Source organism: Nocardiopsis oceani (assembly GCF_054777395.1).
The window spans coordinates 32,365-52,709 of record NZ_BAAHAR010000038.1; the positions used below are offsets into that span (position 1 = coordinate 32,365).

The 20,345-nt window shown below is 70.0% G+C and carries 14 protein-coding genes; 7 read left to right on the forward strand and 7 right to left on the reverse strand.

All coding sequences use genetic code 11. From position 1 onward, the window contains the following. The first annotated feature begins 141 nt into the window (after positions 1-141). Positions 142-1,596: an HNH endonuclease signature motif containing protein gene (locus ACYVDG_RS22290; protein WP_460757029.1), complete on the forward strand. Its 1,455-nt coding sequence runs from the start codon at positions 142-144 to the stop codon at positions 1,594-1,596. 744 nt (positions 1,597-2,340) lie between these two features. Here ACYVDG_RS22290 and ACYVDG_RS22295 read toward each other — a convergent pair. Next, positions 2,341-4,458 carry a S9 family peptidase gene (locus tag ACYVDG_RS22295; RefSeq protein ID WP_460757032.1) on the reverse strand — a complete coding sequence of 706 codons (2,118 nt, stop codon included), beginning with the start codon at positions 4,456-4,458 and terminating at the stop codon, positions 2,341-2,343. A gap of 322 nt (positions 4,459-4,780) precedes the next feature. Between ACYVDG_RS22295 and ACYVDG_RS22300 the strand changes: the two genes are divergently transcribed. The 4 genes from ACYVDG_RS22300 to miaB all read left to right on the forward strand — a co-directional run bounded on the left by ACYVDG_RS22300 (position 4,781) and on the right by miaB (position 11,043). Further along, positions 4,781-5,815, forward strand: coding sequence for a TAXI family TRAP transporter solute-binding subunit (locus ACYVDG_RS22300; protein ID WP_460757037.1), 1,035 nt, complete (start codon positions 4,781-4,783; stop codon positions 5,813-5,815). A gap of 65 nt (positions 5,816-5,880) precedes the next feature. Then, a complete protein-coding gene (locus ACYVDG_RS22305) occupies positions 5,881-6,351 on the forward strand; it encodes a DUF1850 domain-containing protein (RefSeq protein WP_460757040.1) in 471 nt (156 codons plus the stop codon). A gap of 42 nt (positions 6,352-6,393) precedes the next feature. Next, entirely contained in the window at positions 6,394-9,390 is a 2,997-nt protein-coding gene (locus ACYVDG_RS22310) for a TRAP transporter permease (RefSeq protein WP_460757043.1), read from the forward strand. 186 nt (positions 9,391-9,576) lie between these two features. After that, positions 9,577-11,043: a tRNA (N6-isopentenyl adenosine(37)-C2)-methylthiotransferase MiaB gene (miaB, locus tag ACYVDG_RS22315; RefSeq protein ID WP_460757199.1), complete on the forward strand. Its 1,467-nt coding sequence runs from the start codon at positions 9,577-9,579 to the stop codon at positions 11,041-11,043. Positions 11,044-11,187: 144 nt separating this feature from the next. Here miaB and ACYVDG_RS22320 read toward each other — a convergent pair whose 3' ends face one another. Together ACYVDG_RS22320 and ACYVDG_RS22325 are read right to left on the reverse strand one after the other, a co-directional pair. Next, positions 11,188-12,468, reverse strand: a complete 1,281-nt coding sequence (locus tag ACYVDG_RS22320; protein ID WP_460757047.1) for a cytochrome P450 family protein — start codon at positions 12,466-12,468, stop codon at positions 11,188-11,190. Positions 12,469-12,486: 18 nt separating this feature from the next. Beyond that, positions 12,487-13,227 carry a TetR/AcrR family transcriptional regulator gene (locus tag ACYVDG_RS22325; protein WP_460757051.1) on the reverse strand — a complete coding sequence of 247 codons (741 nt, stop codon included), beginning with the start codon at positions 13,225-13,227 and terminating at the stop codon, positions 12,487-12,489. Between the two features lie 184 nt (positions 13,228-13,411). On the opposite strand from ACYVDG_RS22325, the gene ACYVDG_RS22330 reads away from it, so the two are divergent. Continuing rightward, positions 13,412-14,092 (forward strand): class III extradiol dioxygenase subunit B-like domain-containing protein, encoded by a 681-nt coding sequence (locus ACYVDG_RS22330; protein ID WP_460757054.1) that lies wholly within the window; start codon positions 13,412-13,414, stop codon positions 14,090-14,092. A 34-nt stretch (positions 14,093-14,126) separates the two neighbouring features. On the opposite strand, the gene miaA is transcribed toward ACYVDG_RS22330, so the two are convergent. Then, positions 14,127-15,119 (reverse strand): tRNA (adenosine(37)-N6)-dimethylallyltransferase MiaA, encoded by a 993-nt coding sequence (gene miaA, locus ACYVDG_RS22335; RefSeq protein WP_460757059.1) that lies wholly within the window; start codon positions 15,117-15,119, stop codon positions 14,127-14,129. A gap of 110 nt (positions 15,120-15,229) precedes the next feature. On the opposite strand from miaA, the gene dapF reads away from it, so the two are divergent. Beyond that, entirely contained in the window at positions 15,230-16,054 is an 825-nt protein-coding gene (gene dapF, locus ACYVDG_RS22340; protein WP_460757063.1) for a diaminopimelate epimerase, read from the forward strand. Between the two features lie 75 nt (positions 16,055-16,129). On the opposite strand, the gene ACYVDG_RS22345 is transcribed toward dapF, so the two are convergent. From ACYVDG_RS22345 to ACYVDG_RS22355, 3 genes are read right to left on the reverse strand one after another with little or no spacing between them, the layout of a single operon-like run. Beyond that, positions 16,130-17,524, reverse strand: a complete 1,395-nt coding sequence (locus ACYVDG_RS22345) for a (Fe-S)-binding protein (protein WP_460757066.1) — start codon at positions 17,522-17,524, stop codon at positions 16,130-16,132. A gap of 38 nt (positions 17,525-17,562) precedes the next feature. Then, a complete protein-coding gene (locus tag ACYVDG_RS22350; protein WP_460757069.1) occupies positions 17,563-18,792 on the reverse strand; it encodes an FAD-binding oxidoreductase in 1,230 nt (409 codons plus the stop codon). A 43-nt stretch (positions 18,793-18,835) separates the two neighbouring features. Continuing rightward, on the reverse strand, positions 18,836-20,326 hold the full coding sequence (locus tag ACYVDG_RS22355; protein WP_460757072.1) for an FAD-linked oxidase C-terminal domain-containing protein: 1,491 nt from the start codon (positions 20,324-20,326) through the stop codon (positions 18,836-18,838). Between the last annotated feature and the right edge of the window lie 19 nt (positions 20,327-20,345).

A 20,345-nucleotide genomic window follows, 5' to 3' on the forward strand; every position in this document is an offset into this window, starting at 1 on the left:
AAGAATGCGCACGGGGGGCCGGGGACCTTTGCCTGGAAGGCTTCTCCTTGGGAAACAGAAAGGCGGGTCGGGGTGGCCGGGTAAGGGTTTTATCACCCCCGGGATAGGTCCTTTCTGTGCCCTTCTTGATATCATTAGGGCATGACTTCTTCTTTCGGGCAGTGCGGGAACACGGCGGGCAATACGCCCGCCGTTTCCGCCATGGATGCTGCCCGGAAGAACATCGCTTCGGAAATGGGCGAGGTGCCTCCGACCGGTGCGGCTGGTGAGGTGCTGGATGTGATCTCGCAGGTGTGCGAGGACATGGAACAGGCCCAGCTCGCGATGCTGCTGCGCCTGGCCCAGCTGGAGGCGGCCGGCACCCTGTTGGAGGCGGGTGGGCAGAGGTCGGTGCAGAACTGGCTGATCCACTCGGTGGGGATGGTCCCCGGTGAGGCCAACGGGCGCGCCGAGCTGGCCCGCCGGCTCTTCGCCCTGGAGCTGCCTGCCACCCGCCAGGGGTTGGATGAGGGGTTGTTGTCGATTGGGGAGGCGGTGGCGGTGTGCCGGGCCGCTGAGAGGGCGGTCAAGGCACGCAACACCGGCCGCCACCCGGACGCGGGCATCTTCCGGCAGATGATGGAGGCCGGGATCGTGGCCGCTAAGGCTAAGGAGCCGGCGATGTCGACCTCCCACATCGCCCGGCTGGGCCGGGAGCTGTTGGCCACGTACAACCCTGCCGTGGTGGAAGAGCAGTACCAGGCTGCCTTCGACGCCCGGGGTGCGCGCCTGGTGCGCACCTTTGATGCGTCCTTCATGGTCGAGCTGTGGGGTCCTGGTGAGCACGCCGAGGAGATCCAGCGTGAGCTCAAGGCCCACGAGGTGGACTATGACCCCGAGAGGCTGCACGTGTCGGCTTCGGAGCGGATGTATGACGCGTTCATGAACCTGGTCCGCTCCGCCTCCCACCCCACCAACCCCACCGGGGACGCCGAAGGTGCCCAGGGCGGGGACGCTGAGAGCGCCGAGGCCGGGGCCGGGGAGGGCAAGGACAGCAACGGCAAGCGCGGCACGGGTCGCAAGCGTGCTGCGGTGGCGATGATCAACATCATGGTGCCCCTGCCCACCTTCCTCGGCCTCCAAGGCGAGGACGGGGGTGCGGGTCCGGCCACCACGCAGGATGGGCAGGTGGTCTCTATGGCCGCGATCCGTGCCCTGGCTCCCAACAGTGTGCTGCGTCGGATGATCACCTCCCCTGAGGGTGACCGGGTGTTGGATGTGGGCCGTACCCAGCGCAACGCTACGGGTGCTGTGCGGGATGCGGGGATGTTCGGTCACACCACCTGCGCTTGGTACCAGGGGTGCAACACCCCGGCCAGCGACTCCGAGGCCGACCACAAGAGGAGCTTCTCGGCCGGCGGGTCCACGAGCGCGGACAACATCCAGCCGCTGTGCTCGGACCACAACCGGCTCAAGTACCGGAGGGAGACCAACCCCGAGGCCTCCACGTGGCAGGGCCGCCCCTCCCACCGCAACCGGAACAAGGAGAAGGGAAAGGACCCGGACGGGGACCCCGACCCAACCCCTACTCCCACCCCCACACCTGAGGAGCGGTAACCCCCTGCCAAGGCCCTACCGCCCCACGCCCCCACGCCCCCACACCCTGATGACCTGGAGCCCTCCCGAGGGGTTCGCCGCACACCATGACCAGCCGCGACACCCCCAGGCGTCAACGCTCCGGCGGCGTGGCAGGCATCGGCCCCCAGGCGTCAACGCTCCGGCGGCGTGGCAGGCATCGGCCCCCAGGCGTCAACGCTCCGGCGGCGTGGCAGGCATCGGCCCCCAGGCCGACCGGGGTCCGCAGCTCAGAATGATCGGCCGTGACACCCGACCCGTCAACGCTCCGGCGGAGTGGCAGGCATCGGCCGTCAGGCCGACCGGGGTTGCCCGGCCGAAGGCCGGGGCCGCTCGGACCTCAACCACCCGTCCCCCTTTCCCGATAGCCGCCAACCTGCCGTCGTAGCGGAGCGGGTCAAGGTGGAGCGCCAATGACGCGCGAAGCGCTCGATGGCGACGACCTTGAGGCGCGTAGCGGAGACGGCCACAATCGGGCGGCGGGAAAGGAGGGAACTCCAGCCCGGAACGCAACCTTAGCCGGAGAGGCCCCGAAGCAAGTGCACCACTACCCTTGAGGAAGCTCCGCCCCTTGAGGAAGCTCCGGCCCCTGACGTTGCTGGTGCCAGGCACTACTCCCCGAGCGGCCGTTGGCGAGCGGCCGTTGGGTGAGCTGCCGTTGGCGAGTGGCTGTTGATGAACGGCCGTTGACGAAGGCGCCCGCCGCCGACAGGCAGCGGGCACCCGTCAGTCCCGTTCGGCCGTTTCGCGGACCACCGGCTCACCGGTCCCGGCGGTGACCCCGGACTCGGGGGTGACCTCGGGCAGCTGCTCGGCGACCGGCAGATCGTCGTCCCCGTCCCCGTCCTCTGCTTCCGGTGCGGTTTCGGGGCGCGGCTCCGGCGGCTCCGTGGTGAGCTCCAGCGGCTCCACACCCGGCTCGAAGCCGAACACCCTGCCGTAGAAGGCCAGTTCGGCCTCCAAGGAGCGCACGCGGGCCGCTTCGGTGCGGAAGCCGTGGGCCTCGCCCTCGAACTCCAGGAGTGCGTGCGGCACCTCGCGCCCACCGAGGGCCTTGGCCATCCGATAGGCCTGGTCCGGGCTGACCACCGGGTCGTCCATGCCTTGGAGCAGCAGGACGGGGACGTCGATCTCCCCGATGCGGTTGATCGGGGAACGCTCCCGGTAGGTCTCGACGAAGCCCGGCAGCGAGCCGATCAGCGTGTCCAGGAAGCGCGACTCGAAGTCGTGCGTGGTCTCGGTCAGGCCCAGCAGGTCGGCCACACCGAAGTACGACACCCCGCAGGCGAACACGTCGCCGGTCAGGGCCAACAGCGCGGTGAGGCCGCCCGCGCTCGGGCCGCGGATGGCCAGGCGCTTCGGGTCGGCCACGCCCTGTTCCACCAGGGCCCGGGCCGCAGCCGTGCAGTCCTCGACGTCCACCGCGCCCCACTCTTTGTGCAGGCGCTTGCGGTAAGAGCGCCCGTAGCCGGTGGAGCCGCCGTAGTCGACGTCCACCACCCCGATTCCGCGGCTGGTGAAGTAGGCCTTGACCAGGTCGAGTTCGCGGCGGGAGTGGCCCACCGGGCCGCCGTGCGCCCACACCACGTACGGGGCGGGCCCGCCGGAGGGGGCGTCGGGGTGTGTGGGCGGGTAGACGTTGGCGTGCACCGGCGCGCCGTAGCGGCCCGGAAGCGTCTCCACCCGGGGCTCGGGCAGGTAGGCGGGGTCGGGGCCCTCCGTCATCGAGCGCTGGAGTACCTCGACGGTGCGGCGCACCGGGTCCAGCCGCACCACGCACCCGGCGGTGTCCGTGGAGGCGGCGATGGCGACGACGCTCAGCCCGTCGGAGTCCAGCTGCGACCAGGAGGTCAGGTCGGTCGTGACCGGTTCCAGGTCCAGGGTGTCGGGGTCGTACACGCTCGGCCGCATGGCGGTGTCGCCGTGCAGGGCCACGACCCGCCCCGACTCCAGGATCTGGAACGGCCGGTCGCCCAGCTGCCACGGCGGGGTGTGGAACTCCTCCTCGGCCGGGTACAGGGCGATCGCCTGCCCTTTCAGGCCCGCCTGGTAGAGGTTCCAGAAACCGGGCCAGTCCGACGCCAGGTACAGGGTGCGCTCGTCCGCCCAGGTGGGGGAGAGGACGGACTCGTCCACGCCGCCCTTGAGCGTGTACTCCCCGGACAGGCCGGTGTCGGTCAGTTCGCCCACCCGGAGTTCGGTGCCGTCCCAGGGCATGCGCGGGTGGTTCCAGCGCACGTACGCCAGGTGCGCGCCGTCGGGGGAGGGGGTGGGTGAGGCGTAGAAGTGCGCTCCCGAGACCAGCTCGCGGATCGCGGCCGGGTCCTCGGCGCCCCGGCCGGAGAGCGGTACGGACACGATCGAACGGCGTACGGTTCCTTCGGCGTGCTGTTCGCGCACGCAGACGACCTGTTTGCCGTCCGTCGTCAGTGCGGGGTCGGCGTAGCGCAGCGCCCCTCGCACAGCGGGTTCGGGGGTGAGGGGGACCGGTTCCTTCGAGCCTCGTTCCAGCAGGTATAGGCGCTGGTCGGAGGCTGCGGCGAAGACCACCCCGACGCGGGGGATGGCCTTGTCATCACGCCGGGGGACCGGTAGGTAGGAACGGCCGCCGTACTCGTGCACCCTGGTTCCCACGCTCCATGGCGCGGGGAGCAGGTCGGAGACGGTGCCGTCCGCGTCTCGCCGCACGAGGGTCGTACGGCCCTCCTCGGCCGGTCGGTACTCCTCCCACCAGACCTCGTCGCCCCGAACGGACGGGTACGCCATCCGGCGCACCCCTCGGGCGACGTCACCGGCGCTGATGGGTGATGGCCAGGAGCCGTGGGGGCTCGACAGTTCAGACATGTCCCGCTCAGGATGGGTCGTTGGTGTGATCAGATGGCATGTCGACCTTAGTCCCCAGCGTCTGAGTTGGGGGAGGCCGCGAACCGCCCTGATCTGTCCGAGATCGGAGCGGCCCGTCGTGTGACCCTGGGCAGGGGGCCAATCACGGGTGTGACATCGTTTTCTTTTCGTGACGCACGCGACACAGGCAGGGCATGCGCCGCAGTTTATGATTTCGCGGATATCACGTGGTGGCCGATGGGGTTCAGGTGGTCGTCGGCACTGGTCGACGGGTTCCTGGGGAGGGTACATCGTCACCGAACTGCTAGAGAGGATGCCAGCGATGAGCAAGGCAGGCAGGACCGCCCGGGCCTCCGTGGCTGTCGCCGCGGCCGGTGTGGTCGCGCTGTCCGCGTGCGCGGCGCCGGAGGATGTGGACGGCCCCGGCGACGGCGACGCCGACGAGGAAGTGTTCCTTCAGCTGGCGACCGGTTCCACCGGCGGCACCTACTACCCGCTCGGTGGTGAGATCGCCCAGCTCTGGACCAGCAGCATCGACAACCTCCAGGTGGACACGTTCGCCACCGGTGCCTCGGTCCAGAACCTCCGCGCTCTGGAGGGGGAGACCGAGGACGAGGAAGAGGGCGCGATCGACCAGAGCGAACTCATCATGTCGATCAACGGTGTGGCGATGCAGGCCCAGGAGAGCGAGGGTCCGTTCGCTGACGAGCCTCTCGCCAACCCGGACGACGTCTACGCGATGGGCAACATCTACCCCGAGGTGCTGCAGATCGTGGTCCGGGAGGACTCGGACATCGAGACGATCGAGGACCTCGAGGGCGCCAACGTCGAGATCGGTCCTCCCGGCAGCGGCAGTGAGGTCGCGGCCCAGCAGATCTTCGACATCTACGGTGTCGAGGACGTCAACACGTTCGACAGTCCCTTCGGCGACGCGGCCACCGCGCTCGGCGACGGTCAGGTCGACGCCGCGTTCGGTGTCCTCTCCGTGCCCGCCGCGGGCATCATCGAGGTCTCCGCCAATAACGACGTCCGCATCCTCCCCATCGAGGGTGAGGGTGCCGAAGAGATGATCGAGGCGGACCCGAGCTACACGCCCTACACCATCGAGGGCGGCACGTACTCGGGCCAGGACGAGGACGCCGAGACGCTGACCCAGTGGGCCACGCTGTACGGCACCTCGGCCCTGGACGACGACCTCGCCTACGACATCACCCGCGTGATGTACGAGGACGCGGACGCGATCGGTCACGAGGTCGGTAGCCAGGTGGTTCTGGAGACCGCGCTCGACGGGCTGGGCGACCTCGAGGTCCACCCGGGTTCGGCGCGCTACTTCGACGAAGAGGGCGTCGTCGACTGATGACCTACCCGTGTGAGGCCGTCCGGTGGGTATCGGGCGGCCTTGCGCTTGTACTGGTTCTGTCGGTGTCCGTGTTGACGCTGACCGGATCCGTCGGGCCGGGCCCAGCCTGGTTCGGCATCCGGCACGCGCAGACACAGGCGACCCTGCTGAGCCTTCCGGTCGAGATCGGCCAGCGCATCGAGTTGAGCCACACGCACTCCGTGCACCGGCGTCCGGTGTACGAGGTCTACTCGGTTTCGCCGTCCTCCGGGCTGGCGATGGAAGAGATGCGTTTCGACGCGCACGGCGCGAACCTCCCTTCGGGTCCTGAGACCATCGGCGGGGTGACCACCACCTTCGAGCGCGAGGGTTCCGGTTACCGCGTCGACCACCATGGGCGCCCGCTGGGGACGGTTCGCATGATGGTCGGCAGTGACGATGTCGACCACACGTTGTCCGTCGCGGGAAGGGATGTCCGGCTCTTGGACCTGGCGGGTCCGGGAACGGGCGTCGAACTGTATGTGCGGACCTACCTGGGTGGGGCGCACGAGTGAGTGAAGGCCGGGGTTCCCCCGCCTAGGACAAGGACGAAGCCGATGACATCCGACCACAAGTCCACCGGGGATCCCGGTGGTGCCGCCACTAAGGGCGGCGGTCAGAACGGGGACGACCAAGGTGTCGTCCTCGAGAAGAAGATCGAAGAGGATCTAGCGGCTCTCGAAGACCACGACTTCACCGAGGACACCGGTGTCGAGGGCAACCGCACCGAACTGCGGCCCCTGTGGCACTGGCTGGTCTTCTTCGGTGCCCTTACCCTCGCCGTCTTCCACCTGTGGACGGCGTTCACCCAGATCCTGCCCCCGCTGCAACAGCGCTCCTTCCACCTCGGGATGGGCCTTGCCCTGGCCTTCCTGCTCTTCCCCACGAAACCGCGCAAGGTCCACCAGCACCGTGGTGCCTTCTACGGCGCGGCCATGGCCTTCACGGGCACACTGATCGGTTATCTGGCGGTGGGCGGGTTCTCCGGCGGCAACCCCGCCATGTACCTGTACCTGCCCCAGTGGGCCTTCGGTGCGCTGGCCGTGATCGCGTTGGGTTCGAGCTACGGCCTGATCCGGCGCCGGGGCTCGGTCGCCGAACCCTCGGTGGCCCAGCGCTCCGCGGGGTACACCCTCTTCGTCCTGTCGGCGCTGGTCAGCCTCGACCTGGTCACCAGTGACGCCGGTGGCGGGTACTTCTTCCTGCCGATCCTGGGCGTGGTGCTGCTGGCGGTCACCATCGGCCTGTCGGTGGCGCTGCTGTGCTTCCCTGAGGCGCTGCCGAAGGTGCTGTGGACCTTCGTCACGACCTGGGGCATGACGATCCTCGGTGTGCTGACGCTGGTGTACATGGCCACGGCCAACGTCACGGGCTGGAACGTCCTGGCTCCGGCCTTCGTGATCCTCCTTATGGTGCAGGGCGCGCGCTATCTCCACTGGAACATCCTGGGGATGCCCGCCTTCGACGTCGTGCTGGCCGGTATGGGTCTGTTCGCCGGCCTGTACATGTTCATGAACTACCAGGCGATCGTCGAGACGGTCGGCATCCGCAACCCGACCTACGTCATGGTGGGCACCATCGGCATCCTGCTGATCCTGGTGGCGGCTTCGCGTGTGCTCGGTCCGGCCCTGGTGGTCCTGGCCGGGGGCATGCTGGCCTTCGCCTACTTCGGCCAGGAGATGCCCGGCTTCCTGCGCCACCGCGGCGCCAGTGTCGACCAGATCATCACCAATATCTTCGTGGGCACGGAGGGGGTCTTCGGGACACCGCTGGGTATCTCGGCGACGTTCATCTTCCTGTTCATGATCTTCGCCGCGATGCTCCAGCGCACCGGCATGGAGAAGTTCTTCACCGACGTCGCGCTGGGCATGACCGGTTCCGCGGTGGGCGGCACCGGCAAGGTCAGCATCATCACCAGTGCCTTCTCAGGCACCATCACCGGTAGCTCGGTGGCCAACACGGTCTCCAACGGTGTGTTCACCATCCCGCTGATGAAGCGGTCCGGGTTCAGCTCCGAGTACTCCGGCGGTGTGGAGGCGGCTTCCTCCACCGGTGGCCAGATCCTGCCGCCGATCATGGGTGCGGGCGCCTTCATCATGATCGAGTTCACCGGTGCGAGCTACCAGCAGATCCTGCAGGCGGCGGCGATCCCCGCGATCATGTTCTTCGTCTCGCAGTACGTGGTGGTGCACTACGACTCCAAGCGCTGGGGCATCGGCGGCCTGCCCAAGCACCTGCTGCCGAACGTGCGCCAGGTGCTGCTCACGCGCGGCTATCTGCTGATCCCCATCATCGCGATCTTCGCCCTGCTCACCGCCGGTTACTCGCCGATGTTCTCGGCGATGGGCGCGGTCGCGGCCACGGTCGCCGTCAACCTCGTGGTGCAGCTGCTCACCATTCCCTGGGAGAGGGTGGATGGGAAGCTGCGTGCCCGCGCCGTCGGTGTGGCCTTCTTCCTGGCGGTCAGGTTGGCCCTGCCGATCATCGTGGCCGCCGTCGGCGCGTCGGTGGTCGCCACCCTCGTCCAGTTCGCCAACACCACGTTCGATCTGGGCATGGACCGCGGTGTGGTCTCCCTGGTCATCTCGGTGCTCATCACGCTGACCGCCATGGCCGTCGCCCTGATGTTCAAGAGGTGGAAGGAGACCAGGAACGACCAGCTCAACCTGCACTCCTTCATGGACGGGCTGGTCGGTGCCGCCCGGTTGGCGATGCCGATCATCATCGCCTGTGCCTCCGCGGGCATCATCGCCGGTGTCATCACCACGACGGATCTCGGGCTCAAGCTCAGCGCGGGGCTTCTGGGAGTGGCCAGCACCGTCACCGACGGCATCGCCTACCTGCTCACCGCGGTCGCGACCTCCCCGCTGTTCGCCTGGACCGGGGCCGGCCCGGACTTCGGCGCCCAGGCCGTGGTCGACCTGCGCCTGGACCTGGCGCTGGTGCTGTTCATGTCGATGGTGGCCTGTCTGGTGCTGGGTATCGGCCTGCCGACCACCGCCAACTACGTCATCACCGCGACCCTCGCCGCTCCGGCGATCGTGATGGTGCTGGAGGGCGAGTTCGACACCCGCACGCTGTCGATGATGCTGATGGCGCACATGTTCGTGTACTACTACGGCGTGCTGGCGGACATCACACCGCCTGTCTGCCTGGCCTGTTACGCGGCTTCGGGCATCTCCGGCGGCGATCCGATCCGGACGTCGTTCTACGCCGTGCGTGTCGCCATCGCGGCGTTCATCATGCCGTACATGTTCGTGTTCTCCCCGGAGCTGCTGCTCCAGGACGTGAACCTCGTCACGGGCACGGTCGCGCTGATCTCCGGCATCGTCGGTGCGATCCTGGTCGCGATGGGCCTGGTGGGCTTCCTCGACCGCTACATCGCCTGGTACATGCGCGGTGCGCTGATCCTGTCGGGCCTGTTCGTGGTCTCCTCGAACTACTTCACGACGGCGCTGGGCATCGCTCTGGCCGCGGCGATCATTCTCTACGAGCGCTGGGCTACCAAGGACATGGAGAAGGTGGAGCCCAAGCCGGTCACGCACATGCACTGATCCGGACGTGCTTCCAGCCGTGCCCCCGACCCGCCGGGTCGGGGGCACGGCCTTTTCCTCGGGGTGCTCATCGGGGGCCGTCCCCGCGGGCGTTCCCCTCCGTTACCGAACCGGACCTGCCACCCGTACCCGGGCGCCCACCGCAAGGGTTAGCCTGAAATGGTGAGCCAGAGTCGTACCTACCAAGTGCGTACCTACGGCTGCCAGATGAACGTCCACGACTCCGAGCGCCTCTCCGGTCTGCTGGAGGACGCTGGGTACGCTCGCGCAGCTGAGGACAGCACCGCAGACATCGTCGTCTTCAACACCTGTGCGGTCCGGGAGAACGCGGACAACCGCCTCTACGGCAACCTCGGGCACCTGCGTCCGGTCAAGGACGCCCATCCCGGGATGCAGATCGCCGTGGGCGGGTGCCTGGCCCAGAAGGACCGCGGCGAGATCGTGCGCCGCGCCCCCTGGGTCGACGTGGTGTTCGGAACGCACAACATCGGTTCCCTGCCGACTCTGCTGGAGCGTGCGCGTGTCCAGCGCGAGGCGCAGGTGGAGATCGCCGAGGCGTTGGAGCACTTCCCGTCCACGTTGCCCAGCCGCCGCGAGTCCGCCTACGCCGCCTGGGTGTCGATCTCAGTGGGTTGCAACAACACCTGCACCTTCTGCATCGTGCCCGCTCTGCGCGGCAAGGAGAAGGACCGCCGCCCCGGCGACGTGCTCGCCGAGGTCCGGGCCCTGGTCGAGGAGGGTGTCACCGAGGTGACGCTGCTGGGCCAGAACGTCAACGCCTACGGCAGTGAGTTCGGCGACCGGCAGGCCTTCTCCAAGCTGCTGCGCGCCTGCGGCGAGATCGAGGGCCTGGAGCGGGTCCGCTTCACGTCTCCGCATCCGAGGGACTTCACGGACGACGTCATCGAGGCCATGGCCGAGACCCCCAACGTCATGCCGCAGCTGCACATGCCGCTGCAGTCCGGGTCCAGCAAGGTCCTCAAGGACATGCGCCGCTCCTACCGCCAGGAGCGCTTCCTGGGCATCGTGGAGAAGGTGCGCGCGGCGATGCCCCAGGCGGCGATCACCACCGACATCATCGTGGGTTTCCCCGGTGAGACCGAGGAGGACTTCGAGGAGACCCTGCACGTGGTCCGCGAGTCCCGGTTCTCGATGGCGTTCACCTTCCAGTACTCCAAACGTCCCGGGACCCCGGCCGCCACCATGGACGGCCAGGTGTCGCCGGAGGTCGTCAAGGAGCGCTACCAGCGGTTGGTGGCGCTGCAGGACCAGATCTCCTGGGAGGAGAACCAGAAGATGGTCGGCCGCGAGGTCGAGCTGATGGTCTCCGAGGGTGAGGGCAAGAAGGACGGTGCGCACCGCCGCCTGTCCGGCCGCGCCCCCGACAACCGCCTCGTGCACTTCGCCGTGGGCGATGCCGAGGAGCCCCGGCCGGGCGACATGGTGACCGTAGAGGTGACCTACGCTGCTCCGCACCACCTGGTCGCCGACTCCGGTGTGCGGAACCTGCGCCGGACGCGCGCCGGTGACGCGTGGGACGCCCGTCAGGGCAAGCCGGTCCAGATCAGCAAGCCGGACGTGCTGCTGGGCATGCCCAAGGTCGGGGCGCCCGCCGAGGAGCCGGCCCCCGCGGGCGGCTGCTGCGACGCCTGACCCGGAAGGCTCTCCGAGGCCCCCGGTGCGCTGCCTGAGTTCGGGCACGGCGCCGGGGCCTTCCTGTTCCCCTGGGCAGGAGGGGTTCGTTCCCGGGAGCAGTGGGTCCGTTCCCGGGACACTGGGATCCTCGGGACCGTGCTCCTAGGGTGTGAGCCGCAGGGGCAGGGTGCTCAGCCGCAGGGCCCCCGGGACCAGATCGGGCCGGGGCGGGCGGCCGGGGACCAGGGCCAGGTCGGGGAAGGTATCGAAGAGCGCTTGGACGGCGATCTCGCCCTCCTGCCGGGCCAGGGCGGCACCGAGGCAGTAGTGCATGCCGTGGCCGAACGCGACGTGTGCCTCGCCGGGCTTCCCTTGGTGCCGGGTGATGTCGAAGCGGTACGGATCGGGGTGCACGTTCGGGTCCCGGTTGGCGCCCGCGACGAGCGCGATGGCGCGTTCCCCTGCGGCTACGTCCCCGCACTTGAGCCGGACGTCTTCGGTGGCGTAGCGGGCCCGGGTGATGACGGCGGTACCGCCGTAGCGGAGCATCTCGTGGACGGCGGCGGGCAGCAGCCCCGGGTCGGACCGGAGCAGGGAGAGCTGATCGGGGTTTTCGAGGAGTGCGCGGGTGCCGTTGCCCAGAAGGTGCGCGGTGGTCTCGTGCCCGGCGATCACCAGGCTGAACACCATGGTGACGAGTTCGGCCCCGCTGAGCCGGCCGCCGTCCTCGTCCCGTTCCCGGATGAGCGCGTCCAGGAGATCGTCGTGCGGGGTCTCCCGGCGTTCGGCGATCATCCTTTCGATGTGGTCGATCATCTCGCCGAGGGTCTCGTTCATCTCTGTGGGGCGGGACGGGTCGAACCTGGTGAGCTGATGGCTCCAGGCCAGCCACTGGGCCCGCTCCTCTTCGGGGACCCCGACCAGGTCGCAGATGACCGCGATGGGCAGCGGGTAGGCGAAGTGCTCGATCAGGTCGACCACGCCGTCCTCGTCAGCGTGCGAGGGGAGTTCGGCCAGCAGGTCCGCGGTAATGCGTTCGACGCTCGGGCGCAGCTCCCCCACCCGGCGGACGGTGAAGGTCCGGGAGACGAGTTTGCGCAGCCGGGTGTGGTCGGAGCCGTCCTTGTCCAGTACGGACTCGGTCAGGTAGGTGACCAGGTCGGGACGGATGCCCAGGGTCGCCAGGGCGTTGGTGCGTGAGGCCCCCTCAGTGCCCTCGGGCACGTTCTCCGCGTTCACGGCGAACCGCCGGTCGCTGAGGATGGTGCGCGCGTCCTCGTCGTCGACGAAGACCCGCGCTTCCTGGCCGTCGACGAAGAGCACCGGTGCGGAGCCGCCCGCCTCCCGGATCCGTTCGATCACCCTGAACGGCTCCTCGACGAACTCCTGTTCGCGCAGGTTGAGTCGGTTGTCACCGGGGGTGGACGTGGCTGCGGCGGTCATGGTGCCTCCTCGGGAGTGCTACGTGGTGCGCTTGACGCGCTTCTGTTCCTCGAGCTCGCTGTCCAGCCGTTGGCGGAGGCCCTCGAAAAGGGCGACAGCTTCGGCTCGGGCGGACCTCATGGCGGTTTCGGCGACGTCCTGCTCCAGGAGCAGGCGGATGCTGCGGGCGGTCAGGTCGGCCCTGGCGTTGACGTCGGGGACGGGAAATCCCTGTTGGGCGAGCAGGGCGTCGGCGACGAGGTGTCCGGTGACGGTGGCGCTGTAGGCGTAGATCTGCTGTTCCGCGGGGAGCTGCGTGCTGAGCACCCCGTGCTCACCCAGTACGCCCCAGTAATCGGCCAGGACCTCCTGTCGGGCTTTGGCCAGGTCGCCGACCAGGTCGGTGACGGTGCGGGAGAGGGTGCCCAGTGCCTCTGTGTCGTTGGTGAAAATCGCCCGGATGATCGGCGCGCCGAACTGTAGGAGGTAGATGTTGCGGGCGATCTCGCTGGGCCGCACGGCTTCCGGGTCCTCGCGCATGAGCTGGACGAGGCGGGTGACCATTCCGTGCTGGGCGCGCATCACCACGGTGAGGAACAGCCGTTCCTTGGTGGGGAAGTGCAGGTAGACCGTGCCCTTGCCGACACCCGCCCTGCGGGAGACGTCTTCGATGGTGGTCTTGCGGTGGCCCCAGGCCACCATGAGCTCCTCCGCCGCATCGAGGATGCGGTCGGCCCGAAGCTCGCGTTCGGCCGGGGACTGGTTGGCGGACGGGGACACAGGCGGCTCCTCTGGGTCGGGTAGTGCGAAGACCATATCCAGCCCCCGTCCCGCGACCGCGCCCTTCTGACTGTGTGACCGAATTTCAAACATGGTCACACAGTCAAATATAGGCGAGGGTCGGACCTCGGGCAAGGGGTGGGAGGGGCCGCGGGGAGCGCGGCCCGGGTATAGCCTCGCACCTGTGTTGAACGCCGCTGCCGTCTGTCCCCACCCGCCCGTCCTGTTTCCGGAGGTCGCCCAAGGGGCCGCGCCGGAGCTGGCGGACCTGCGCGCCGCCTGTGACCGGGCGGTCGCCGGGCTCGGCGCTTGCGGGGCCGACCGCCTCTACGTGGTGGGCCGGGGGACGGAGGAACGGTGGCACGGGCCCGAGGCCGGGGGAGACCTCTCCGCCTACGGGGTGGGCCTGCGGGTCGGGCCGGAGCCGTGCGTCCTGGGCCTGGCCGCGACCACCGGCCGGTGGCTGGCCGACCGCTCCGGGATGAGTCCCGACGGATACCTGGAGGTCCCTTCCACAACCCCGCCGGAGCGCGCGGCCGCGCTGGGTGCCGAACTGGCCCGGTACGGGGACAGGGTCGCGCTGCTGGTCATGGGGGACGGCAGCGCCCGCCGCACCGAACACTCTCCGGGGTTCGTGGACCGGCGCGCCATCCCGTACGACGACGCCGTCGCCGAGGCACTGGCCGAAGCGGACACCGCGCGCCTGGCCGGGCTCGACCCCGCGCCGGCCCGCGATCTCATGGTCGCCGGGCGCCCAGCGTGGCAGGTCCTGGCCGGTGCCGCCGGTGGCCGCGCGTTCACCGGTGATCTGATCGCCTACGAGGCGCCCTACGGCGTGGGGTACTTCGTGGCCGCCTGGTCCTGAACAGCCCGGTCCCGAACCGCCCGGTCCCGAACAGTCAGCGCTGGGAGTTCGGCAGCAGGGTGGCCACGTCCACCAGGGCCTCGCCCGGATCCTCGCTCTGGCCCGCCAGGGCAGCCTCGACGTGGGCCATCGCCCGCTCCAACAGGTTGGGCGCGTCGTAGGGCAGCCACCGCACCCGCGGGTCGCGGCGGAACCAGGACTCCTGGCGGCGGGCGAACCGGCGGGTTGCCTGGGCGGTCTGCTCCTTGGCCTCGGTCTCGGTGATCTCGCCGTCGAGCTGCGCCAGCGCCTGCGCGTATCCGAGCGCCTTCGACGCGGTGCGGCCGTCGCGCAGCCCCTGCTTGTCCAGGCGGCGGACCTCCTCCAGCAGGCCCTGGTCCCACATGTGCTCGACCCGTTGGGCGATGCGCTCGTCGAGTTCGGGGCGCGGTGCGGTCAGCCCGAGCTGCAGGCACGGGTAGAACGAGGTGTGGTCGGGCAGGTTGGCGGTGAACGGCTGGCCGGTGAGTTCGATGACCTCCAGTGCCCGGACGATCCGGCGCCCGTTCCCGGGCAGGATCGTGCGGGCGGCGTCGGGGTCGGCTTCGGCGAGCCTGGCGTGCAGCAGCCCGGGGCCCAGGTCGGAGAGCTCGGCCTCCAACCGGGCACGCACCTCGGGGTCGGTGCCCGGGAACTCCATGTGGTCCAGGACCGCGCGCACGTACAGCCCGGATCCGCCCACCAGGACGGGGATGACGTCGCGGTCGGCGCAGTCCTCCACCCGGTCCCGGGCGAGTGCCTGGTAGCTGGCCACGTCGGCGGGTTCGTGTACGTCCCAGATGTCCAGCAAGTGGTGGGGCACGCCTCTGCGCTCCGCCTCGGGGAGCTTGGCAGTGCCGATGTCCATGCCCTCGTAGAGCTGCATGGAGTCGGCGTTGATCACCTCGCCGCGACGGCCGGTGCGTTCCTCCAACCACTCCGCGAGATGCACGGCCAGGTCCGACTTGCCCACAGCGGTCGGGCCCACGACCGCGATCACCTTGATCATGCTCCCAGCGTAGCCAGGTGGAGCACCGGCTGGGCCCGGTACGGGTGAGAAGACGGTGGGAATCGTGCTGGTCGTGAGGCCGGTCGGTAGCTGGAGCGTGAGCATCTAGGATGGTCCGCATGCGATTCGCCAAGGGCCACGGAACAGAGAACGACTTCGTGATCCTCCCCGACCCCGAAGGGGAGCTCCAGCTCACGGAGGAGACCGTCCGGCTGCTGTGCGACCGCCGGGCGGGCATCGGCGGTGACGGCGTCCTCCGGGTGGTGCGCACGCGCGCGTTCGATGGGACCCTCGCTCCCGCGGCCCGCACCGCTGAACGCCCCGAGTGGTTCATGGACTACCGCAACTCGGACGGCAGTATCGCCGAGATGTGCGGCAACGGTGTGCGGGTGTTCGCGCACTACCTGCGGCACGCCGGATTGGTCGAGGGCGACCGCTTCGAGGTCGGCACCCGCGACGGCGCCAAGGGGGTGGTGGTCGAGGACGACGGCGACATCACCATAGACATGGGCCGGGTGGAGATGCAGGGCACCTCGTCGGCCAAGCTCGCCCAGCAGGTCGTGCACGGCGCACAGATCTCCGTGGGCAACCCGCACCTGGCCTGCGAGGTCGAGGGGCCGGTCGCCGACGTCGACCTGACCAGACTCCCCGAACTCGACCCCGAGGCCTTCCCCGAGGGCGCCAACGTCGAGGTGTACGCCGAGGCGGCCCCCGGCGTGCTGGACATGCGGGTGTACGAGCGGGGCTCCGGTGAGACCCGGTCCTGCGGCACCGGCATCGTGGCGGCCGCCGCCGCGGCCACCCCCGAGGGCGAGGGCGCCACGTGGCGGGTACGCGTGCTCGGCGGTGAGTGCACGGTCTTCCTGGACGCTTCGGGTGCCAGGCTGCGCGGCCCTGCCGTCATCGTCGCCGACGGTGAGACCATCCTGGTCTGAGAGCCTGCTGACCAAGGGAGCCCAACACCTTTTGTCAGCAGGCTCTGACCTGGTCTGACCGCCGCGCAGGGCAGTTCAGGGCTGGCCGAACAGCTGCTCCGCGCTCAGGCCGCGCAGGGAGGCGTCCAACAGCTGGGCGGTGTGGGCCACCGCCACCGACGAACCGGCGCGTTCCATCGCCGACGCGATCTGGAGCGAGCAGCCCGGGTTGCCCGAAACCAGGACCCCGGCACCGGTCGAGGCGACGTCCTCGCCCTTGCGGTCGCCCAGCTCGCCGGCGGCCTCCGGCTTGAACAGGTTGTACACGCCCGCCGAACCGCAGCAGACCTCCTTGTTGGGCAGGTCGGTGACCTCGAGTCCGGGAATCTGCTCGAGGAGCTGGCGGGGCGGTTGAGTGATCCCCTGCCCGTGCGCCAGGTGGCAGGCGTCGTGGTAGGCGACGCGGAGCGGGATCGGGTGGCGTTCGGCGCGGGGGCCCAGCTCGACCAGGTACTCGGTGAGGTCGACGACCTTCGCTGCTGCCGCGCGGGCCCGGTCCACCCAGGCCCGGCTCTCGCCCGCCTCCTCCAGGGTCCGGTCGAAGTGCTTCATGCTGGAGCCGCACCCCGCCGAGTTCACCACGATCCGCTCCACTTGGCGGGACTCGAACACCTCGATCAGGTCCTTGGCGAGGCGGACGGCCTCGGAGAGCCTTCCCGAATGCCCGGAGAGCGCGCCGCAGCACCCCTGGGAGCGCGGGATCACCACCTCGCAGCCCTCCAGGGCCAGGACGCGCGCGGTGGCGGTGTTGACCTCGGGGAAGAACGCGCCCTGCACACAGCCCACGAGCATGCCGACCCGGGCACGCCTGTCTCCCTCGGCGGGCACGGCTTCGGGCAGCGGGGGAGGGGGTGCCGAGAGCGGAGGGGCGATGCGCTCCATCGTGGCCAGGGTCGGTGAGATCCGCTCCAGGAGCCCCGACCCGCGGACCAGCTTGGACAGCCCGCTGGCCTGGTAGGCGCGCAGCGGTCCGCGCATCGCCCGGAGCCGGTTCCGGTAGGGGAACAGGGAGAACACCGCCCCGCGCAGCGCACGCTCGCTCCGCGGGCGCTCGTGTTCCTCCTCGACCCGGTGCCTGGTGTGCTCGAGGAGGGCGTCGTAGGCCACCCCGGACGGGCAGGAGGACACGCAGGCCAGACAGCCCAGACAGTTGTCGAAATGTCCGACGGCGGTCTGGCTGAGCACGTCGTCCTCGTGCATCTGCCCCATGAGGTGGATGCGCCCGCGCGGGGAGTCCATCTCCTGACCCCACAGCACGTTGGTGGGGCACGTGGGCAGGCAGAACCCGCAGTGCACGCATTCGTTGAGCAGGTCGCCGAAGAGCCGCTCGCGCTCGCCGGACGTACTACTGGGCGTATCGCCAGACGTCCTACCGGGCGTACTGCCGGGCGCGCTGCCGGATCCGGCCGGTTCGGTCGGTAGGTCGGTCACGGGCCCTCCCAAGGGTCGTCGCGGGGGTGTTCGGCGATTCAGATGCCACCGGCGAAGCGGCCGGGGGAGAGGCGGTGGTCGGGGTCGAGGGAGTCCTTGACCGACCGCATCAGGGCCAGCCCGGGTACCTCGCCCCACGGGTCGACCCCGGTGGCGTGGACGTGCGGTTCGGCGCGCAGCAGCGTCGCCGACCAGTGCGGATGTGAACGGGCCCCGTCCATGAGCGCGGCCACGGCCTCGGCGGACGCACCCGGTGGGAACGCGGCGTACAGGGCGCCGGCCGGGACCGAGCCGGTGATGTGCGCGTCCGCTCCGGAACCGCCTCCGGCCAATCCGCCCAGAGCCTGGGCGGCCGAGGGGAGTTCGGCGGGCGGTACCGACACCTGTACCAGGGAGCCCTCCGCGGCCAGCACACCCCAGTCCTTGGGCAGTTCCTGGGCGACCTCGGCCTCCCCGCCCAAAGCGTGTTCGGTCTCGGTCACGCGCGTGGCCAGGCCTTCGGGCGTCCCCTCCAGGACCACCGTGAGCTTCGCGTGGCCGTCCGGACCGCCCGGCGGCCGTTCGAGCTCCACCGCGGCCGGGACCACGGTGCTCGCCCGCAGGGAGGCCAGAGCGCGCTCCGCCGCCTCGGTGGAACGGACCGGGGCACTGACCACGCGGAGCGCGTCCGGGACGGGGTGCAGGCGGAAGGCGACCGAAGCGATCACGCCGAGCGTGCCGAACCCGCCGGTGTGCAGCTTGGCCAGGTCGTAGCCGGCCACGTTCTTGACCACCCGGCCGCCGCTGCGCGCCACCACCCCGTCCGCGCGCACCACGGTCATGCCGATCACCAGGTCGCGCAAGGCGCCGGAGAGCAGGCGGCGGGGGCCGCTCACGCCGGTGGCCACCGCCCCGCCGACGGAGCCGCCGAGCCGTACGGGGTCATGGGACAGCCGCTGCCCGGCCGCGGCCAAGGCCTCGTGGAGCTCGGCCACCGGCGTGCCGGCCCCGGCCTCCACCACCAGGTCACCGGCGTTGTGGTCGATCCAGGACAGCGCGGAGGCGTCCACCAGCAGGTCCAGGGAACGCGGCGGTGCCCCCCAGTCCAGAGCGGTCCCGCCGCCGCGTGCGGCCACGGAGAGCCCGCTCCGGCGGGCGGCCGCCAAGAGGCGGGCCAGCGCCTCGGTGTCGGTCGGCCGTGCCACACGCCCGGGCACGACCGCGCACACGGCGTCCTCGGGGGTTCCCTCCCGCAGGACGCAGCCCTCGACGTCCAAGTCCTCTGTCACGCTCGGCCCTCCCGGCCCTGTGAGTTGGTCACGACCGTCCGGTTCAGAACTGCTCGGCCTTGCCGGACTCCACCAGCGGGTGCACGCCGGTGGTGACCCCTGGCCGTTCTCCGCACAGGCGCGGGGTGGGCAACAGCTTCTCGGGATTGGCGATCCCGTCGGGGTCGAAGGCCCGCCGGAACCGGTCGAAGGTGTCCAGCGCGGCGTCGTCGTACATGCGCGGCATCTTGCACGCCTTGTCCACTCCCACGCCGTGTTCACCGGTGATGGAGCCGCCGTGCTCGATGCACAGGTCCAGGATCGCGCCCGAGACCTCTTCGGCGCGCTCGCCCGCGCCGGGTTCGGTGTCGTCGAAGAGCACCAGGGGGTGCAGGTTGCCGTCACCGGCATGGAAGACGTTGGCCACCCGGATCCCGCTCTCGGCGGACAGCGCGGCGATCCGGCCCAGGACCTCGCCCAGGGCGGTCCGCGGCACCACGCCGTCCTGGACGATATAGGCGGGGCTGATCCGGCCTACCGCGGCGAAGGCGGACTTGCGGCCCTTCCAGATGAGCGCGCGTTCCTCGGCTCCGCTGGCCGCGCGGGTCTCGAAGGCGCCGGCGTCGGCGCACAGGGCGGTGACCCGCTCCAGTTGGGCGTCGACCTCCTCCGTGGGGCCGTCCAGCTCCACGACCAGCACGGCTGCGGCGCCTTCGGGGTAGTCGCAGGCCACGGCCTTCTCCGCGGCCTCGATGGCGAGTGCGTCCATCATCTCGATCGCCGAGGGGAGGAGGCCGTCGGCGATGATGGCGCTGACCGCTTGGCCTCCGGCGTCCATGGAGGTGAACGCGGACAGCAGGGTGACGGTCTTCTGCGGTGAGCGGGTGAGGGACACGGTGATGCGGGTGGCCACGCCCAGGGTGCCCTCGGAGCCGACGAACGCCCCGATGAGGTCGTAACCGTGTGCTCCGGTGGCCTTTCCGCCCAGTTCGACGACCTCTCCGGCCGGGGTGACGATCTCCAGGCCGCGCACGTGGTTGACGGTGAACCCGTACTTGAGGCAGTGGGCTCCGCCCGAGTTCTCCGCGACGTTGCCGCCCACTGAGCACACCTGCTGGCTGGAGGGGTCGGGCGCGTAGTAGTAGCCGTGGGGGCTCGCGGCACGGGTAATGTCGAGGTTGGCGACGCCGGGTTCGACGACCGCGCACTCGTTGTCGAGGTCGATCTCGATGATCCGGCGCATCCGGGAGGTGACGAGGAGGACGCCTTCGGCGTGGGGGAGCGCTCCCGCCGAGAGTCCGGTGCCGGCCCCGCGGGGAACGTAGGGAACGCCGCGCTCGGCGCAGAGCCGGATGACGGCGGCGACCTGCGCGGTGGAGGTCGGCATGGCCACGACGCCCGGCGTGGAGCGGTGGTAGGCGAGGCCGTCGCTCTCGTAGACGCGCCGTTGGGCGAGGTCGGTCAGGACGCCGTCCGCACCGCAGATCTCCCGTAGTCGGGGCACCAGCGCGGCCAGTGCCGCCGGAGTGCTCTTTGGATGTGCGGTCGTGGCCATGGGCGCCTCCCGGGTTCGG

Excerpts from the sequence above, each read along its gene's own strand:
- ACYVDG_RS22290 (WP_460757029.1), top strand. The coding sequence starts at position 142 with ATGACTTCTTCTTTCGGGCAGTGCGGGAACACGGCGGGCAATACGCCC.
- ACYVDG_RS22295 (WP_460757032.1), bottom strand. The coding sequence starts at position 4,458 with ATGTCTGAACTGTCGAGCCCCCACGGCTCCTGGCCATCACCCATCAGC.
- ACYVDG_RS22300 (WP_460757037.1), top strand. The coding sequence starts at position 4,781 with ATGAGCAAGGCAGGCAGGACCGCCCGGGCCTCCGTGGCTGTCGCCGCG.
- ACYVDG_RS22310 (WP_460757043.1), top strand. The coding sequence starts at position 6,394 with ATGACATCCGACCACAAGTCCACCGGGGATCCCGGTGGTGCCGCCACT.
- ACYVDG_RS22320 (WP_460757047.1), bottom strand. The coding sequence starts at position 12,468 with ATGACCGCCGCAGCCACGTCCACCCCCGGTGACAACCGACTCAACCTG.
- miaA (WP_460757059.1), bottom strand. The coding sequence starts at position 15,119 with ATGATCAAGGTGATCGCGGTCGTGGGCCCGACCGCTGTGGGCAAGTCG.
- dapF (WP_460757063.1), top strand. The coding sequence starts at position 15,230 with ATGGTCCGCATGCGATTCGCCAAGGGCCACGGAACAGAGAACGACTTC.
- ACYVDG_RS22355 (WP_460757072.1), bottom strand. The coding sequence starts at position 20,326 with ATGGCCACGACCGCACATCCAAAGAGCACTCCGGCGGCACTGGCCGCG.